Raw genomic sequence first — 16,012 nt, forward strand, 5'->3', positions numbered from 1 at the left:
GGATGCCGCAGACCGTCTCGTTCACGAAGGGGCACGGCACGGGCAATGACTTCGTGCTGATCCCCGATCCCGACGGAGCGCTCGAGCTGTCCGACGACCAGGTCGCCGTGCTGTGCGACCGCCGGTTCGGCATCGGCGCGGACGGGATCCTGCGGGTCGTGCGCTCGTCCGCGCTGCCCGAAGGAGCCGGTTCCCCCGACGCCGAGTGGTTCATGGACTATCGCAACGCCGACGGCTCGGCCGCCGAGATGTGCGGCAACGGCATCCGCGTGTTCGCCCGCTACCTCGTCGAGGTCGGCTGGGCGGACATCGACGCAGGGCCGCTCGCGATCGGCACGCGGGCGGGCGTCAAGACACTCACCCGCAGCGATCGCGGCTTCGAGGTCGATCTCGGCGCGTGGATCGTCGAACAGGATGACGTGCTCGTCCGCGCGCGTGGCATCGGCGCTCCGCGTCCGGGGCTCGGCATCGACGTCGGAAATCCGCACGTCGTCGTCGCGCTGCCCGACCACGCCGAGCTGGAGGGGCTGGATCTCTCGGTCGTGCCGCAGCTGCATCCCGAACCGCCGCACGGCGCGAACGTGGAGTTCGTCGTCCCCAGCGATCCGCTCGTGCACGAGGGTGTCGGCACGATCCGCATGCGCGTGTTCGAGCGCGGGGTCGGCGAGACCCTGAGCTGCGGCACGGGCGTCGCGGCGGCCGCGCTCGCCGTCCGCCACTGGGCGGGTTCCGCGGCGCCCGACCACTGGACGGTCGAGGTGCCGGGGGGCGTGCTGGGCGTGCGCATGGTCGACGGGCACGTGCTGCTGTCCGGGCCCGCGACCCTCGTCTACTCGGGCGAGGTCACTCTCGCCTGACCGGTCGGCCGTCAGGGCAGGTCGATGGGCTCGCTCGGGGGCGACCCGTGCCGGCGCACCTTGAGCACCCGGAAGCCGCGGCCCGTCGCAGCGCGATGCACCGAGTAGCCGCGGTCGAACGTCGCGGCGAGCCAGCGCTGCAGCGAGTCGGAGCCGAGGTTCCGCTGCACGACGAGCCAGGCATCCGATCGTTCGTCCAGGCGCGGGATCCATCGTTCGAGCAGACCGTGCAGCTCGTTCTTGCCCACCCGGATCGGCGGATTCGAGCGGATCGTGCGGAACGTCACGTCATCGGGAACATCGTCGGGCAGGACGGCGTTGACATTGTCGAGCCCGAGATCTGCGGCGTTGCGTCGCACGAGATCGAGGGCCCGCTCATTGACATCGACGGCCCACACCGTGGCGTGCGGGGACTCCAGGGCCAGTGACAGCGAGATCGGCCCCCATCCGGCGCCCAGATCGAGCAGGTTGCCGCCCGGCGGGGCCGGAGGCGTGTTCGCGAACAGCACGGCGGTGCCCGTGTCGACGTGCTCGGGACTGAAGATCCCGCCCGCCGTCGTCACCTCGACATCGCGACCCGCGAGGGTCACGCGGATGCGCCGGAGATTCTCGGCACTGGCGGGGGACGCGCTGAAGTAGTGGTCACTCCCCATGGAGGATGAGCGTAGCGGAGGACCTCCCCGTCGCGGGAGGCTAGAATCCACGGATGCCCGATCCGAGGCATCCCGAAAGGAACCCATGACGGATACGACGACACCCCAGAGCACGGACGAGACGCCGGTGGACCCGGTGGATCGCGTGCTGGCGCGGGCGGAAGCCCGCTCGGGGGTGCGCGTGTTCGGCAACGCCCAGGCGCTGCAGGACGACGCGACGATCTCGCGAGCGGATGCCGACGGCGAGCAGTGGGACCGCGAGGACCGCGCGTCGCTGCGGCGCGTGCCGGGTCTCTCCACCGAGCTCGAGGACGTCACCGAGGTCGAGTACCGCCAGCTGCGGCTCGAGAACGTCGTGCTGGTCGGCGTGCACCCGCAGGGCGAGCAGGTGGACGCCGAGAACTCGCTCCGCGAGCTCGCCGCGCTCTCCGAGACGGCAGGTGCGATCGTGCTGGATGCCGTGCTGCAGAGGCGCCCGCATCCCGACCCCGCGACGTACGTCGGCCGGGGCAAGGCGCAGGAGCTCCGTGACATCGTCGCCGCCGTCGGCGCCGACACCGTCATCGCCGACACCGAGCTCGCGCCCAGCCAGCGGCGCGCGCTGGAGGACGTCGTGAAGGTCAAGGTCATCGACCGCACGACCGTGATCCTCGACATCTTCAGCCAGCACGCGAAGTCGCGCGAGGGCAAGGCGCAGGTCGAGCTCGCACAGCTCGAGTACCTTCTTCCCCGCCTGCGCGGCTGGGGTGACTCGATGAGCCGTCAGGCGGGTGGCCAGGTCGGTGCCGGCGGAGCGGGTATGGGCTCGCGTGGTCCGGGTGAGACGAAGATCGAGCTCGATCGTCGTCGCATCCGCACGAAGATGGCGCTCCTGCGTCGCCAGATCCGCGACTTCGGCCCTGCGCGCGAGGCCAAGCGCGCCGAGCGCAAGCGCAACACCATCCCGGCGGTCGCGATCGCGGGGTACACGAACGCCGGCAAGTCGTCGCTGCTCAACCGGCTCACGCGGGCGGGCGTGCTCGTCGAGAACGCGCTGTTCGCCACCCTCGACACCTCGGTGCGTCGCTCGCAGACGGCCGACGGCCGCACCTACACGCTGACCGACACCGTCGGCTTCGTGCGCAATCTGCCGCACCAGCTCGTGGAGGCGTTCCGCTCCACGCTCGAAGAGGTCGGCGACGCCGACGTCCTCCTGCATGTCGTGGACGCGTCGCATCCCGATCCCGCCGCGCAGCTCGCGACCGTGCGCGACGTCATCGGCGACGTGGGTGCCCGCGACACGCACGAGATCGTCGTCTTCAACAAGGCCGATCTGGTCGGCGACGACGAGCGGCTCGTGCTGCGCGGGTTGGAGCCCGGAGCGATGTTCGTCTCGTCGCGGACGGGGGAGGGCATCGACGAGCTCCGCGCCGCCATCGAGGCGGCGCTGCCGCTCCCGGCGGTCGAAGTGCGCGCACTCGTGCCCTACGACCGCGGTGACCTCATCTCGGCGGCGCACGAGACGGGTCACATCCTCGCGCAGTCGCACGAGGCCGAGGGCACGGCGCTGCACGCGCACGTCCCCGAGCGCCTCGCGAACGAACTGGCACCCTTCGCCGTGTGAGCAGCGCTAGCTGAGCACGATCGGCGGGATGCCGGGAACGTCGAAGCCGAACACGGCGCCGAGGAACGCGAGCTCCGACTCGTAGGCGTGCACGAGGGTCTCGGTGCGGCGGAACCCGTGGCCCTCGCCCTCGTAGACGACGTACGCATGCGGGATGCCGCGCTCCGCGAGCGCGTCGCGCACGGCCTCGGACTGCGCGGGCGGCACGACCCGGTCATCCGCCCCCTGCAAGAGCAGGATCGGCACGCGGAACCCGTCGCGATGCGTGAGCGGTGATCGCTCGATGTACACCGCTTCGGCCTCGGGGAGGGGGCCGATGAGTCCGTCCAGGTACCGCGCTTCGAAATCGTGAGTGTCGGCGGCGAGCATCCGCGCGTCGCCGACTCCGTAGCGCGAGATGCCGGCTGCGAAGGCCTCGGTACGCGCGAGCGCGGCGAGCACGGTCCATCCGCCCGCCGAGCCGCCCGCGATCGCGATGCGCGCAGGGTCGGCGACTCCGGATGCCGCGATCCCGCGCGCGGCGTCCGCGACGTCTTCGACGTCGACGACGCCCCACCCGCCGAGCAGTCGCTCGCGATAGGCGCGGCCGTAGCCGCTGGAGCCGCCGTAGTTGACGTCGAGCACACCGATCCCACGACTCGTGAACCACGCGATGCGGGGGGATGCCGCGGGCCCGACGTGCGTCGTGGGCCCGCCGTGGACGAACACGACGTACGGGGGGAGCTCGCCGTCGGGGGCGGTGACCTCGGGATTCGTCGGCGGGTGGTCGAAGGCGTGCACGGGCCCGCGCGGGCCGTCGAACGAGACGGCGCGGGGCCGCGGCATCCATTCGTCCCCCCACGGCGACTCGCCTCCGCGTACCGTGGCGACGGTGCCGGCGTCGACGTCGACGACCCAGAGGCCGGGCCCCGCCGAGGCGCTCGCGCCGCTCACGAGCACGCGCGTGCCGCGCGCGTCCTCGATGTTCGTGTTCCACACGGGCGGCGCGGTGAGCGGCGTCACGTCGTCGCCCGCGATGAGCACGACCTCGTCAGCGCCGTCGGTGCGCACGGCCACGATGCGGCCGTCGTCGAGGACGGCGTACCACCGTGCCCCGAGCACCCACAGGGGCGCGCCCGTGTCGGCGTCGGCGGGGGAGACGGCGCGTTCGGGCAGATCGGCGGAGAGGTGCAGGCGTTCGATGTTCCACCGACCGCTCGGGTCGTCGAGGTGGAGGAGGTCCTCGTCGCTCAGCCAGATCGGCTGGAGTGGAGCGGTCTCGCCGCCGGCGACCGTCGCCCATTCCACGACGACGTCCTCCTCGACGCGACCGACCCGCAGCTCGGTGCGATCCCACGGCATCGCCGGGTGGTCCCACGCGATCCACGCGAGCCGGGTGCCGTCGGGCGAGAGCGCCGGCTGCGCGACGAAGTCGCTGTCGCCGACGAGCTGGACCAGGGATGCCGCATCCAGCGCACCGGATCCGTCGAGCGGGATCGTCACCAGATCGCGCACTGGGACGGGCCCGTCGCCGTGGGCCTCGCGGATCGCCAGCAGGCGACCGGCCTGCCACAGGAGTCCGCCGAAGCGCACGTCGCCGCCGGCCGCGGTGAGCGGACGCGGCGCCTCACCGGGGGAGAGCAGCCATACGCGCTGGTCGGTCTTCTCGACGAACACCAGGTCTCCGTCGTCGGTCGTGGTCCACGCGCCGCCGCCGTACTCGTGCACGCGCGATCGTGCGCTCCACGGCGCCGGGAGGACGTCGTGGACCTCGCCGTCGGCGTCGCGGCGGCGGATGGAGGACCGCCCGCCCTCTTCGGGCATGCTCTCGCCCCACCAGATGTCGTCGCCGACGAAGCGCGCACCCTCGATGCGCGGACTCGCGGCCGAGACCGCCGCTGCCGAGATGGGGGAAGGCCATGCGCCGTAGGGGATCGTCACAGCTCCACCGTACGCCCGGCCGAAACACGAGGTCACACACCGACGCGAGCGCGATCTGCGGGGCTAGCGTGTATCCATCGTCGCCCGGCCCTCCCCGGCCCGGCATGGGAGCGACAGCCGAGCCCGGCACCCGCCCGCGAGAACCGCCGACGCTTCGCGTCGGTGTCGTCCGCGGCCGTCCGGCCGCATCCGATCCCGAAAGCCCCGCCATGCCGATCGACCTGAGCGCACCGCCCGTGCCGTTCTCGTTCGAGATCTATCCGCCGCGCTCCGACGTGCGCACGGCGGAGCTCTTCGAGACGATCGGCCATCTGGCGGCGGCGGATCCGCGCTTCATCTCGGTCACGTACGGTGCGGGCGGCTCGGTCGGCGGACGCTCGCTCGAGATCCTCCGCCACATCCTCACCGAGACCCGCGTCGCGCCGCTCGCGCACCTCACGTGCGTGGGGACGACGTACGCCTCGGCGACGTCGCTGATCCGGGAGTTCCTGGATGCCGGCATCACGAGCTTCCTCGCCCTGCGCGGCGATCCGCCCGCGGGCGTCGCCGAGGGCGAGCTCTTCCTCGGCGATCTCGAGAGCTCGGCGCAGCTCGTGCAGCTCATCGATCGGGTGCAGGCGGAGCGAGCCCCCTACGCGGAAGCCGCCATCCCCGGCGTCACCGGCGCCGTGCGGGTCGCGCCGCGGGAGAAGGTCGACATCGCCGTCGCCGCGTTCCCCAACGGCCATCCCCGCTCCCGGCACGCGCGCGAGCACATCGACGCCCTGCTCGCCAAGCAGGCGGCCGGCGCGACGCTCGCGATCACGCAGCTCTTCTTCCACGCCGACGACTACCTCGCGTTCGTGCAGCGCTCGCGTGCAGCCGGCGTCACGATCCCGATCCTGCCCGGCATCATGCCGATCACCTCGCCGGGTCGCCTGCAGCGCGTGCTCGAGCTGTCGGGGGAACAGCTGCCCGCCGAGCTTGCCATCGCGCTCGACGTCGAGCCGACGCCCGAGGGTCGACGCGAGGTCGGCATCGCGTACGCGGCGCAGCTCGCGCGCGACGTCGTCGCCGGCGGCGCGCCCGGCATCCATCTCTACGCCTTCAACGACCACGTCCCGGTGCTCGCGGTGCTCCGCGAAGCCGGCATCCTCCCGCCCGAGCAGACTCCGGCTCCCGAACCCACGAAGGAAGCAGCACGATGACCGCATCCACATTCCCCTCCGGCACGATCCTCGGCTACCCGCGCATCGGCCGGCGCCGCGAGCTCAAGCGCGCCGTCGAGGCGCACTGGGCCGGCGCGACCGATGCCGAGACGCTCGAGCGGACCGCGGCGGATCTGCGGCGCGCGACGCGCGAGCGCCTGGTCGCCCTCGGTCTCGGCCGCGATGACTCATCGATCCCCGAGTCGTTCTCGTACTACGACCAGGTGCTGGATGCCGCGCTCGCCGTCGGTGCGCTGCCCGCGCGCTTCGCGGACCTGCGCGGAGCCGACGGCACGATCGGACTCGACGCGTACTTCACCGCCGCGCGCGGAGCAGGCGAGCACGCGCCCCTCGAGATGACGAAGTGGTTCGACACGAACTACCACTACCTCGTGCCCGAGATCGGGCCCGAGACCGTGTTCGCGCTCTCGAGCGGCCGTTTCGCCGCACAGGTCGCCGAGGCCGCGGCCGAGGGGTTCACCGTGCGTCCCGTCGTCGTGGGGCCCGTGACGCTTCTGGCGCTCGCGAAGGCGACCGATGAAGCGCCCGCGGGCTTCGATCCGCTGAGCCGCCTCGACGACCTGCTGCCCGTGTACGCCGAGCTGCTGGCGTCACTGAAGGCGGCGGGAGCCGAGTGGGTGCAGCTGGACGAGCCGGCCCTCGTGAGCGAGAGCCTGCCGGTGGATGCCGCGACCCTCGCCGATGCCGCTGCGCGCGCGTACGGCGTGCTCGGCGCGGCGCAGGACCGCCCTGCCATCCTCGTGGCCGCCGGCTACGCCCAGCTGTCCCCCGAGGCGTGGTCGGCGCTCGCCGCCGCTCCGGTCGAGGCGCTCGCGATCGACCTGACGCGCGGCTCGGTGCCTGCGGCCGCAGCGGGGATCCAGGGGAAGACCCTCGTGGGCGGCGTCGTGGACGGCCGCAACATCTGGCGCGGCGACCTCGCCGGTGCGTGGGAGAAGCTCGACGCGCTGCGCGCCGTCGGCGCGGGCGCGATCGCCGCGGGCACCTCGACCTCGCTGCAGCACGTGCCCCATGACGTCGAGGACGAGAGCGAGCTCGACCCGCGCCTCGCGTCGTGGCTCGCGTTCGCCGACCAGAAGACGGGTCAGATCGTCACGCTCGCGCGGGGCCTCGCCGCGGGTCGCGACGCCATCGACAAGGAGCTGACCGCGGCATCCATCGCCCTCGACGACCGCCGCTCGGCGCCGGGCGTCGCCGACGGCGCGGTCCGTGGTCGCGCAGCGCAGCTGCTCGAGGGCGACTTCGACCGGGGCGACTACGAAGCCCGCGTCGCCGCGCAGGACGCGGCCTTGGGGCTCCCGGTGCTGCCGACCACGACGATCGGCTCGTTCCCGCAGACGGGCGACATCCGGCGCGCGCGTGCGCGCCACGGCAAGGGCGAGATCACGACCGAGGAGTACGAGCAGTTCCTGAAGGAGGAGATCGCCCGCGTCGTCACGCTGCAGGAGGATCTCGGTCTCGACGTCCTCGTGCACGGCGAGGCAGAGCGCAACGACATGGTGCAGTACTTCGCCGAGAACCTCGACGGCTTCGCCGTGACGCAGAACGGCTGGGTGCAGTCCTACGGCTCGCGCGCGACCCGTCCGTCGATCCTGTGGGGCGACGTCTCGCGTCCGGCGCCCATCACCGTCGCATGGTCGGCCTTCGCGCAGTCCCTGACGGACAAGCCGATGAAGGGCATGCTCACGGGTCCGGTCACGATCCTCGCGTGGTCGTTCGTGCGCGACGACCAGCCGCTCGGCGACACCGCGAACCAGGTCGCCCTCGCGCTGCGGGACGAGATCGCCGATCTCGAGGCGGCCGGCATCGCCGTCATCCAGGTCGATGAGCCGGCCCTTCGCGAGCTGCTGCCGCTCAAGAAGGCGGATCAGCCCGCGTACCTCGACTGGTCGGTCGGGTCGTTCCGTCTCGCGACGGCCGGCGCCGCCCTCGCGACGCAGGTGCACACCCACCTCTGCTACTCGGAGTTCGATGTCGTGATCGACGCGATCGCGGCCCTCGACGCCGACGTGACCTCGATCGAAGCGGCGCGCAGCAGGGGAGAGGTCATCGGCGACATCGCGACGTCGGGCTTCTCGCACGGTGTGGGTCCGGGCGTGTACGACATCCACTCGCCGCGCGTGCCGTCCGTCGCCGAGATCGCGGAGCTGCTCGAGCGCGCGGCGACCGAGCTGCCCCTCCGACAGGTGTGGGTCAACCCCGACTGCGGCCTGAAGACCCGCGGCTACGACGAGACCGTCGAGTCGCTGCGCAACATCATCGAGGCCACGCGCGACGTGCGCGAGAAGGTCGGCGTCGCGGTCTAGCACTTCCCCGTCTTCGGTGCGACGGGGATGGATGCCTCGGCTGACTCGTCGGCCGAGGCATCCGTCGTCTCCACGCCCGCCGTCGCCCCGTCGACGTCCGGCTGCTCATCGGTGCGCTTCTGCAGCAGCTCGAGCGCCCACGCGACGAGGATCGCCACGACGATCACGAGCACGACGTCGCCGAACGAGAGGGGCCGCAGCGACAGCATCCACACGACCGCCAGAACGGCGATGAGGGTGCGCACGAGCACGCGGTAGCGCGCGAGCCACGTGCCGAACGCGCCCGTGTCGAGTCCGCGCGCAGCGAGCCTCGTGCGCGCTGCGGCGTTGAGCCCGCGCACCGTGCCGCGCACGGAGTCCGCGGCGCGGGAGCGGCCCATGATCCAGCCGAGCAGGGCGACGAAGACACCGAGCACGGCGATGACGAGCCCCGTGCGGCGCATCGAATCGACGAGCTGGGCGTAGATGACGTCGAGGGCGGATGCCGAGATGTCGAGCGAGCCCGCGACGGCGCCGACCGCGGCGCCTCCGATGGCGAGGGTGATCGCGAGCGTTCCGCCGCCGACGGCGAGACCGATGCCGGTGCCCAGGACGGCCGTGGACCGCCGCCGGGCGATGAGGATGCCGAGGCCGAAGAGCGCGAGGGTGATGACCGGCAGCCACCAGCCGACGACGTTCGCGAGCGCGTAGCCCGTGCGGATGAGCGCCAGGTTGTTCCCCTCGCCGATGATGATGACGCGATCGACCGCGGGGATGAGCTGGGCGATCCCGACGCCCCGATCGACGAGGTTCTCCTTGACCCGCTCGACGATCGCACCGAGCTGGATGCCCACCCCGTCGTCGGTGCGCACGACGAGCCCGCCGCCGTCGCTCGTCGCGGCCGTCGTGAGAGCACGGTGGGCCGCGCGCGTCGTGCCGGCCCAGACGTCGGAGAAGGCGTCCGACTCCACGACCCGCGTGACCGTCTGCGACACGAGTCCGCGCAGGCCGTCGGCCGCCGGGGCCTGGAGCAGGCCCAGCGCCTGCGCGGCGCGGGGAGGCAGGCCGAGATCGACGATGCCGTCGAACACATTCGCAGTGAGCTGATCGAAGTCGACCTGCGCATTGATCGCATCGACGGTCTCGTCGATGATCATGCCCTGCACCGAGGGGTCGTCGACGAGGGGCGCCATCGTCGCGACGAACGCCTCTTCGTCGACGAGCTGCAACCGCGCCCATCCCGTGACGATCGACACCGGCACGAGGATCGTCGCGATGACGATGACCACGGCCGAGAGGAGCCCGCGCCACCAGCCGCGGCGATCGGTCGTCCGCCGCGGCGTCGCGTCGCTCAGGCGGGCGTTCTCGGCCTCCAGAAGGCGGACACGTTCGGCCAGGGCTGCGACATCGGCCTGGCCGCCCGCCGCATCGATCTGCGTCATGTCGCCATTGTGGCGTCATCTCACCCGTGCCGCACGGCGCGGAGCGGAAATCACCCCGGGTGACTTCTGCGTCAGATCGCGCGCAGCACCGCGACGACCTTGCCCAGCACGACGGCGTCGTCGCCCAGGATCGGCTCGAACGAGCTGTTGCGCGGCAGCAGCCACGTGTGCCCGTCGCGCTGGCGGAACGTCTTGACGGTCGCCTCGTCGTCGAGCATCGCCGCGACGATGTCACCGTTCTCGGCCGTCTGCTGCGAGCGGACGACGACCCAGTCGCCGTCGCAGATGGCGGCGTCGATCATCGACTCGCCCGACACCTTGAGCATGAACAGATCGCCCTTGCCGACGAGCTGGCGGGGGAGCGGGAAGATCTCCTCGACCTGCTGCTCGGCGGTGATGGGCACTCCCGCCGCGATGCGACCCACGAGCGGCACGAGAGCCGCGTCGCCGAGCGCGGGGGCGGTGTCGGCGGGATTCTCCGTCGACATGCCCGGCAGGTCGATCAGCACCTCCATCGCGCGCGTCTTGCCGGCGTCGCGTCGGAGGTAGCCGCTCAGCTCGAGCTGATTGAGCTGATGCGTCACGCTCGACAGCGACTTGAGTCCGACGGCGTCGCCGATCTCGCGCATGCTGGGCGGGTAGCCGTGCCGCGCGATGGAGCGCTGGATCACCTCGAGGATCGCCAGCTGCTTGTCGCTCAGGCTCTTGCGGCGTCGCGTCTGGGGCTTGTCGCGCCCGGTGATGTCGCTCATGACGGCTCCTGGTCAGATGTCGGGGTCTTCGAATGTCGGAGGTCGGTGATGGGGTGACCTTATCGAAACCGTATCCGGTTGCGAGCAGCGCGCGAGGGAGATCTCCCGCGTGTCGCGTTCGAAAGCCGGCGACGATGTCGACCACTTGACAGCCTAGAACATCGAAGATATCTTCGGAAGAGAAGTTCGCATCCGGCCCTCCCGGCCGAGGGCCGGATGCGAATCTCTCCCCAAGAGGAGGATCGACATGACCGCCATCGCCGCAGCCCCACTGGCATCCCGCACGCGCCTGCGCCTCACGGCGCGCGGCCGTCGTCTGCTCGCGGTGTTCGCCGCGCTGCCCGCCGTCATCGCCCTGGGCTTCGCCATCGTGAGCGGCGGGTCGGCGCTCGCGACGCTCGATGACGGGGCGCCCGCCGACTCGTTCTCGACCGTGACCGTCTCGCACGGTGACACGCTGTGGTCCATCGCCGAAGAGGTCGCTCCGCAGGCCGATCCGCGTGACGTCGTCGACGCGATCGTGCGCCTCAACGCCCTCGACGGTGCGGCGATCTCCGCCGGTCAGTCGCTGGCCATTCCGGCCGACTACGCACCCTGATCCGGCGGTCGTGTGACGCGGCCCGCGAGGCGGGCCGCAGACGGCTCTACGATGGAGCAGGTGACGGCCCGCCTCGAAGACCTGCCCCTCCGCGACGATCTGCGAGGGCTCACGCCCTACGGCGCCCCGCAGGCTCCGCTGCCCGTGGCCCTGAACGTCAACGAGAACACGCATCCCGTCCCGCAGGAGGTCGCGGATGACATCCTCGACTCGGTCGCCCTCGCGCTGCGTGACGTCAACCGCTACCCCGATCGCGAGTTCACCGCGCTGCGCGAGGGGTTCGCGGACTACCTCGGTCACGGCCTGACGGCAGACCAGATCTGGGCGGCGAACGGCTCGAACGAAGTGCTCCAGCACCTGCTCCAGGCTTTCGCGGGTCCCGGGCGGACGGCGTTCGGATTCACCCCCACGTACTCGATGTATCCGCTCCTGACGCGAGCGACCGGTGCCACCTGGATCGCGGGGTCGCGGGGCGAGGACTTCGCGATCGACGCGCAGGATGCGGCGTCCCAGATCGCCGAGGCGTCACCCGATGTCGTCTTCCTCTGCGCGCCGAACAATCCGACCGGCACGCCGATGACACTAGAGGTCATCGAGGCCGCGTACGACGCGACCGAGGGGATCGTGATCGTCGACGAGGCCTATCAGGAGTTCGCGCCGCACGGCACACCCTCCGCCGTGACGCTCCTCCCCGGGCGCGAGCGGCTGGTCGTGTCGCGCACGATGAGCAAGGCGTTCGCCTTCGCCGGTGCGCGGGTCGGCTACCTCGCGGCCGATCCCGCCGTGATCGACGCCCTGCGGCTCGTTCGGCTCCCGTATCACCTGAGCGCCCTCACGCAGGCGGCGGCGTCCGCGGCCCTGCGGCACGCGTCGACCATGATGCGGATGGTCGACGACATCCGCGAGCAGCGCGATCGCATCACGGCCACGGTCGAGGCGCTCGGGTACCGACCGTACGAGTCGTGGACGAACTTCGTGCTCTTCGGCGGCGTCGAGGACTCCGCAGCGACCTGGCAGTCGCTGTACGACCGCGGTGTGCTCATCCGCGACGTCGGCATCGCGCACCACCTGCGTGTCACCGCCGGCACCGAGGACGAGACCACGGCGTTCCTGGATGCGCTGGCCTCGGTAGGATCGGCCTCATGACGCGCGCCGCAGAGCACCGCACCGCCTCCCTCCGTCGCGCCACGAGCGAGTCCACCGTCGAGCTCGAGATCGACCTCGACGGCACCGGCCGCAGCCACATCGACACGACGGTGCCGTTCTTCGATCACCTCCTGACGGCGTTCGCCAAGCACTCGCTGACCGATCTGACCGTGCGCGCCTCGGGCGACACCGACATCGATGCCCACCACACGGTCGAGGACGTCGCGATCGTGCTCGGTCAGGCCATCCGCGAGGCGCTCGGAGACAAGGCGGGCATCGGCCGCTACGGCGACGCGATCGTGCCGCTCGACGAGGCCCTCGCGCAGGCGGTGGTCGACATCAGCGGTCGCCCCTACCTCGTGCACTCGGGCGAGCCGGCGGGGTACGAGCACCACCTCATCGGCGGCCACTTCACGGGATCCCTCGTGCGCCACACGTTCGAGGCCATCGCGTTCAACGCCGGGCTGACGGTTCACGTCACGGTGCTCGCGGGCCGCGATCCGCACCACATCGCCGAGGCGGAGTACAAGGCTCTCGCGCGGGCGTTCCGGCAGGCCAAGGCGCTCGATCCGCTGGTCGAGGGCGTGCCGAGCACCAAGGGTGCTCTGTGAGCTCGAAGCCGCTGGTCGCTGTGCTGGACTACGGGTCGGGGAACGTCCACTCCGCGGTCAAGGCGCTCGCTGCTGCGGGCGCAGATGCGCGCCTCACCTCCGATCGGGGACTGGTCATGGACGCCGACGGGCTCGTCGTCCCCGGTGTCGGCGCTTTCCGCGCAGTCATGGATGCGCTCCGCGCGAGCCGCGGTGATGAGCTCGTCGGCCGCCGTCTCGCCGGCGGACGGCCCGTCCTCGGCATCTGCGTCGGCATGCAGGTGCTCTTCGAGCGCGGGGTCGAGCGGGGCGTCGACACGGAGGGCATGGGGGAGTGGCCGGGCGTCGTGACGGAGCTGGATGCCCCGGTGCTGCCGCACATGGGCTGGAACACCGTGCAGCCGGGCGACGGCACGCGTCTGTTCGCCGGTCTCGAGGACGAACGGTTCTACTTCGTGCACTCCTACGGCGTGCAGCACTGGACTCTCGACGTCCAGGCCCCGTTCACCGAGCCGACGCTCACGTGGTGCGACTACGGCACGCCCTTCCTCGCCGCGGTCGAGAACGGACCGCTGTCGGCGACGCAGTTCCACCCCGAGAAGTCGGGGGATGCCGGCATCCACCTCCTGTCCAATTGGATCGGCGGGCTGACCGCGACTACCCTCGGGGATCGTGCCGTCCGCGGATGAATCCTCTCCGCGTGAGCATCCGGCACGAGGAGCCATGAACGATTTCGCGTCCACGCCAGAACTGATCCTGCTGCCCGCCGTCGACGTCGCCGACGGCAAGGCCGTACGCCTCACCCAGGGGGAGGCCGGCAGCGAGACGAGCTACGGCGATCCCGTCGACGCCGCTCTCGAATGGGCCCGACAGGGCGCGCAGTGGATCCACCTCGTCGACCTCGACGCCGCCTTCGGTCGCGGCACGAACGCGGGCGTGCTGCGCAAGGTGATCAAGCAGGTCCGAGGCGTGCAGGTCGAGGTCTCCGGCGGAATCCGCGACGACCAGTCCCTCGACGCCGCGCTCGAGAGCGGCGCCGCGCGTGTCAACCTCGGCACGGCCGCGCTCGAGAACCCCGAGTGGGCAGCCGATGTGATCGGCCGCTACGGCGAACTCGTCGCCGTCGGTCTCGACGTCCGAGGCACGACGCTCGCCGCGCGCGGGTGGACGCGCGAGGGCGGCGACCTGTGGACGGTGCTCGAGCGCCTCGAGTCGGCCGGCTGCAGCCGCTACGTGGTGACCGACGTCACGAAGGACGGCACGCTGCAGGGGCCGAACATCGACCTCCTGCAGCAGATGACGTCCCGCACGCCGAAGCCCGTCATCGCCTCGGGCGGAATCTCGAGCCTCGATGACATCGCTGCACTGCGCGAGCTGGTGCCGCTCGGCGTCGAGGGTGCGATCGTGGGCAAGGCGCTCTACGCGGGCGCGTTCACGCTCGCCGAGGCGCTCGATGTCGCCGGACACTGACGGAACGGACGACCGCGCGCACCTCGCCGATTCGGCGGGCGTGCCCTGGGAGGGGCGCGCCTTCCACGCGAACCCCAACGCCGGCGACGACGGATCTGCGGACACCGCTCTCTTCGCCGCGCTGACCGCGTTCCGCACGGGCGAGGGCGACCAGATCGCGGTCGTCGACGCCTACCGCGCGGCGCGCCTGCTGATCCCGCTCGTCGCCGAGAAGGGCGACCACGGCGTCGGCGCGCACGGCCTCGACGTCGACAAGACGCAGGAGCTCTCGATCGTGACGGTCGCGGCGCCCGACGGTCGTCGTGTGCTTCCCGTGTTCACGTCGGTGGATGCCATGAAGAGATGGGATGCCACAGCCCGCCCGGTGCCGGCCGACGGTGTGCGCACGGCGCTCGCCGCTGCTGACGACGACACCGACCTCATCGTGATCGACCCCGGCTCCGACACCGAGTTCGTGCTGCGCCGACCCGCCGTCTGGGCCATCGCCCAGACCCGCGCGTGGGAGCCCAGCCACTCCTCGCCCGAGGTGTTCCTGGGGCTTCAGGAGAGCATCGGCGGCGAACTCGCGGTGCTCGACCTCGCGGTCGCGCCCGGTGATCCCGACGCGCGCCTGCGTGGGCCGGAGCTCATCGTGCGGCTCCACCTCATCGACGGGCTCGATCAGACCGAGCTCGACGCCGTCCTGCAGCGTATTGCGCGGCGCTGGGCGGCCGACGACCGCATCGCGGTCCTCGTCGATTCGCTGACGGTCAAGCTCGTCCGCGGCTGACGCAGATTCGCTGCGTGACGGACGGCATCCGTCGCGCCGTCGAACCCACCCACCCTCTGCGAACCCACCCGGAATCGCGGACGAAAGCGCGTGGGTTGGGAGAAAGTGCGTGGGTTCGCGTGAAGGGGAGGGTCAGTTGACCGGGCCGGTCCATTTCTCGCCGGGGCCCTTGCCGATGGGGTCGGGGATGACGGATGCCTCGCGGAACGCCAGCTGCAGCGACCGCAGGCCGTCGCGCAGCGAGCGGGCGTGCATGTCGCTGATCTCGGGGGCGCCTGCGGTGATGAGGCCCGCCAGCGCGTTGATGAGCTTGCGGGCTTCGTCGAGATCGGTCTGCGTCGCGGGATCGTCGGCCAGGCCGACCTTGACGGCGGCGGCGCTCATCAAGTGCACCGCGGTGGTCGTGATGACCTCGACGGCGCCGACGTCGGCGATGTCCCGCGTGGCCTCGGACGCTGCGCGCTCCTGCTCCTCCCAGCGAGCCTGCCGCGCGGCATCCATCTCATCGTCCTGAATTCTGTCCACGCCGCTCTCTCTGCTAGACTCGTGCGGGCTCCGGTGCGTTCTGCATCGGACTGAAAGAGGATCACATCCCACCCGCGCTTGCCGCTCAAGGCTACCGGGTCACGCACTCCGCCCCGAACGTCCGCGTTCCGGGGTGGTCAGGGTGCAGAATGCCGGCGTTTCGACGCCGTGCGGGTGGAATACTCCTCTTTCGC

General features: G+C 71.3%; 15 protein-coding genes. 10 read left to right on the forward strand and 5 right to left on the reverse strand.

The features are described from left to right. The first annotated feature begins 2 nt into the window (after window positions 1-2). Window positions 3-857, forward strand: coding sequence for a diaminopimelate epimerase (gene dapF / locus ACTIFV_RS17445; RefSeq protein ID WP_439594076.1), 855 nt, complete (start codon window positions 3-5; stop codon window positions 855-857). Between the two features lie 11 nt (window positions 858-868). Here dapF and ACTIFV_RS17450 read toward each other — a convergent pair whose 3' ends face one another. Beyond that, entirely contained in the window at window positions 869-1,510 is a 642-nt protein-coding gene (locus tag ACTIFV_RS17450; RefSeq protein ID WP_439594077.1) for a class I SAM-dependent methyltransferase, read from the reverse strand. Window positions 1,511-1,595: 85 nt separating this feature from the next. On the opposite strand from ACTIFV_RS17450, the gene hflX reads away from it, so the two are divergent. Next, window positions 1,596-3,113, forward strand: coding sequence for a GTPase HflX (gene hflX, locus ACTIFV_RS17455; protein ID WP_439594078.1), 1,518 nt, complete (start codon window positions 1,596-1,598; stop codon window positions 3,111-3,113). 6 nt (window positions 3,114-3,119) lie between these two features. Here the strand turns inward: hflX and ACTIFV_RS17460 are convergent, their stop codons facing one another. Next, window positions 3,120-5,033: an alpha/beta hydrolase family protein gene (locus tag ACTIFV_RS17460; RefSeq protein ID WP_439594079.1), complete on the reverse strand. Its 1,914-nt coding sequence runs from the start codon at window positions 5,031-5,033 to the stop codon at window positions 3,120-3,122. A 209-nt stretch (window positions 5,034-5,242) separates the two neighbouring features. On the opposite strand from ACTIFV_RS17460, the gene ACTIFV_RS17465 reads away from it, so the two are divergent. Together ACTIFV_RS17465 and metE are read left to right on the forward strand one after the other, a co-directional pair. Next, window positions 5,243-6,220 (forward strand): methylenetetrahydrofolate reductase, encoded by a 978-nt coding sequence (locus ACTIFV_RS17465; RefSeq protein ID WP_439594080.1) that lies wholly within the window; start codon window positions 5,243-5,245, stop codon window positions 6,218-6,220. After that, a complete protein-coding gene (gene metE, locus ACTIFV_RS17470) occupies window positions 6,217-8,547 on the forward strand; it encodes a 5-methyltetrahydropteroyltriglutamate--homocysteine S-methyltransferase (protein WP_439594081.1) in 2,331 nt (776 codons plus the stop codon). The genes ACTIFV_RS17465 and metE overlap by 4 nt, the downstream gene beginning before the upstream one ends. Here metE and ACTIFV_RS17475 read toward each other — a convergent pair. Continuing rightward, window positions 8,544-9,968, reverse strand: coding sequence for a hypothetical protein (locus ACTIFV_RS17475; protein ID WP_439594082.1), 1,425 nt, complete (start codon window positions 9,966-9,968; stop codon window positions 8,544-8,546). The genes metE and ACTIFV_RS17475 overlap by 4 nt on opposite strands. Window positions 9,969-10,039: 71 nt before the next feature. Beyond that, window positions 10,040-10,720 carry a transcriptional repressor LexA gene (gene lexA, locus ACTIFV_RS17480; RefSeq protein WP_439594083.1) on the reverse strand — a complete coding sequence of 227 codons (681 nt, stop codon included), beginning with the start codon at window positions 10,718-10,720 and terminating at the stop codon, window positions 10,040-10,042. 247 nt (window positions 10,721-10,967) lie between these two features. On the opposite strand from lexA, the gene ACTIFV_RS17485 reads away from it, so the two are divergent. From ACTIFV_RS17485 to ACTIFV_RS17510, 6 genes are read left to right on the forward strand one after another with little or no spacing between them, the layout of a single operon-like run. Then, entirely contained in the window at window positions 10,968-11,318 is a 351-nt protein-coding gene (locus tag ACTIFV_RS17485; protein WP_439594084.1) for a LysM peptidoglycan-binding domain-containing protein, read from the forward strand. A 51-nt stretch (window positions 11,319-11,369) separates the two neighbouring features. Further along, on the forward strand, window positions 11,370-12,464 hold the full coding sequence (locus tag ACTIFV_RS17490) for a histidinol-phosphate transaminase (protein ID WP_439594085.1): 1,095 nt from the start codon (window positions 11,370-11,372) through the stop codon (window positions 12,462-12,464). Beyond that, window positions 12,461-13,075 (forward strand): imidazoleglycerol-phosphate dehydratase HisB, encoded by a 615-nt coding sequence (gene hisB, locus ACTIFV_RS17495; protein WP_439594086.1) that lies wholly within the window; start codon window positions 12,461-12,463, stop codon window positions 13,073-13,075. The genes ACTIFV_RS17490 and hisB overlap by 4 nt, the downstream gene beginning before the upstream one ends. Further along, entirely contained in the window at window positions 13,072-13,743 is a 672-nt protein-coding gene (hisH, locus tag ACTIFV_RS17500) for an imidazole glycerol phosphate synthase subunit HisH (protein WP_439594087.1), read from the forward strand. The genes hisB and hisH overlap by 4 nt, the downstream gene beginning before the upstream one ends. 34 nt (window positions 13,744-13,777) lie before the next feature. Next, window positions 13,778-14,524 carry a bifunctional 1-(5-phosphoribosyl)-5-((5-phosphoribosylamino)methylideneamino)imidazole-4-carboxamide isomerase/phosphoribosylanthranilate isomerase PriA gene (gene priA / locus ACTIFV_RS17505; protein WP_439594088.1) on the forward strand — a complete coding sequence of 249 codons (747 nt, stop codon included), beginning with the start codon at window positions 13,778-13,780 and terminating at the stop codon, window positions 14,522-14,524. Further along, entirely contained in the window at window positions 14,508-15,293 is a 786-nt protein-coding gene (locus tag ACTIFV_RS17510; RefSeq protein ID WP_439594089.1) for an SseB family protein, read from the forward strand. The genes priA and ACTIFV_RS17510 overlap by 17 nt, the downstream gene beginning before the upstream one ends. Before the next feature lie 132 nt (window positions 15,294-15,425). Here the strand turns inward: ACTIFV_RS17510 and ACTIFV_RS17515 are convergent, their stop codons facing one another. Then, on the reverse strand, window positions 15,426-15,794 hold the full coding sequence (locus tag ACTIFV_RS17515; protein WP_439594117.1) for a DUF1844 domain-containing protein: 369 nt from the start codon (window positions 15,792-15,794) through the stop codon (window positions 15,426-15,428). Between the last annotated feature and the right edge of the window lie 218 nt (window positions 15,795-16,012).

Origin of the sequence: Microbacterium sp. (assembly GCF_051860965.1) — a bacterium.
Lineage (GTDB): Bacteria > Actinomycetota > Actinomycetes > Actinomycetales > Microbacteriaceae > Microbacterium.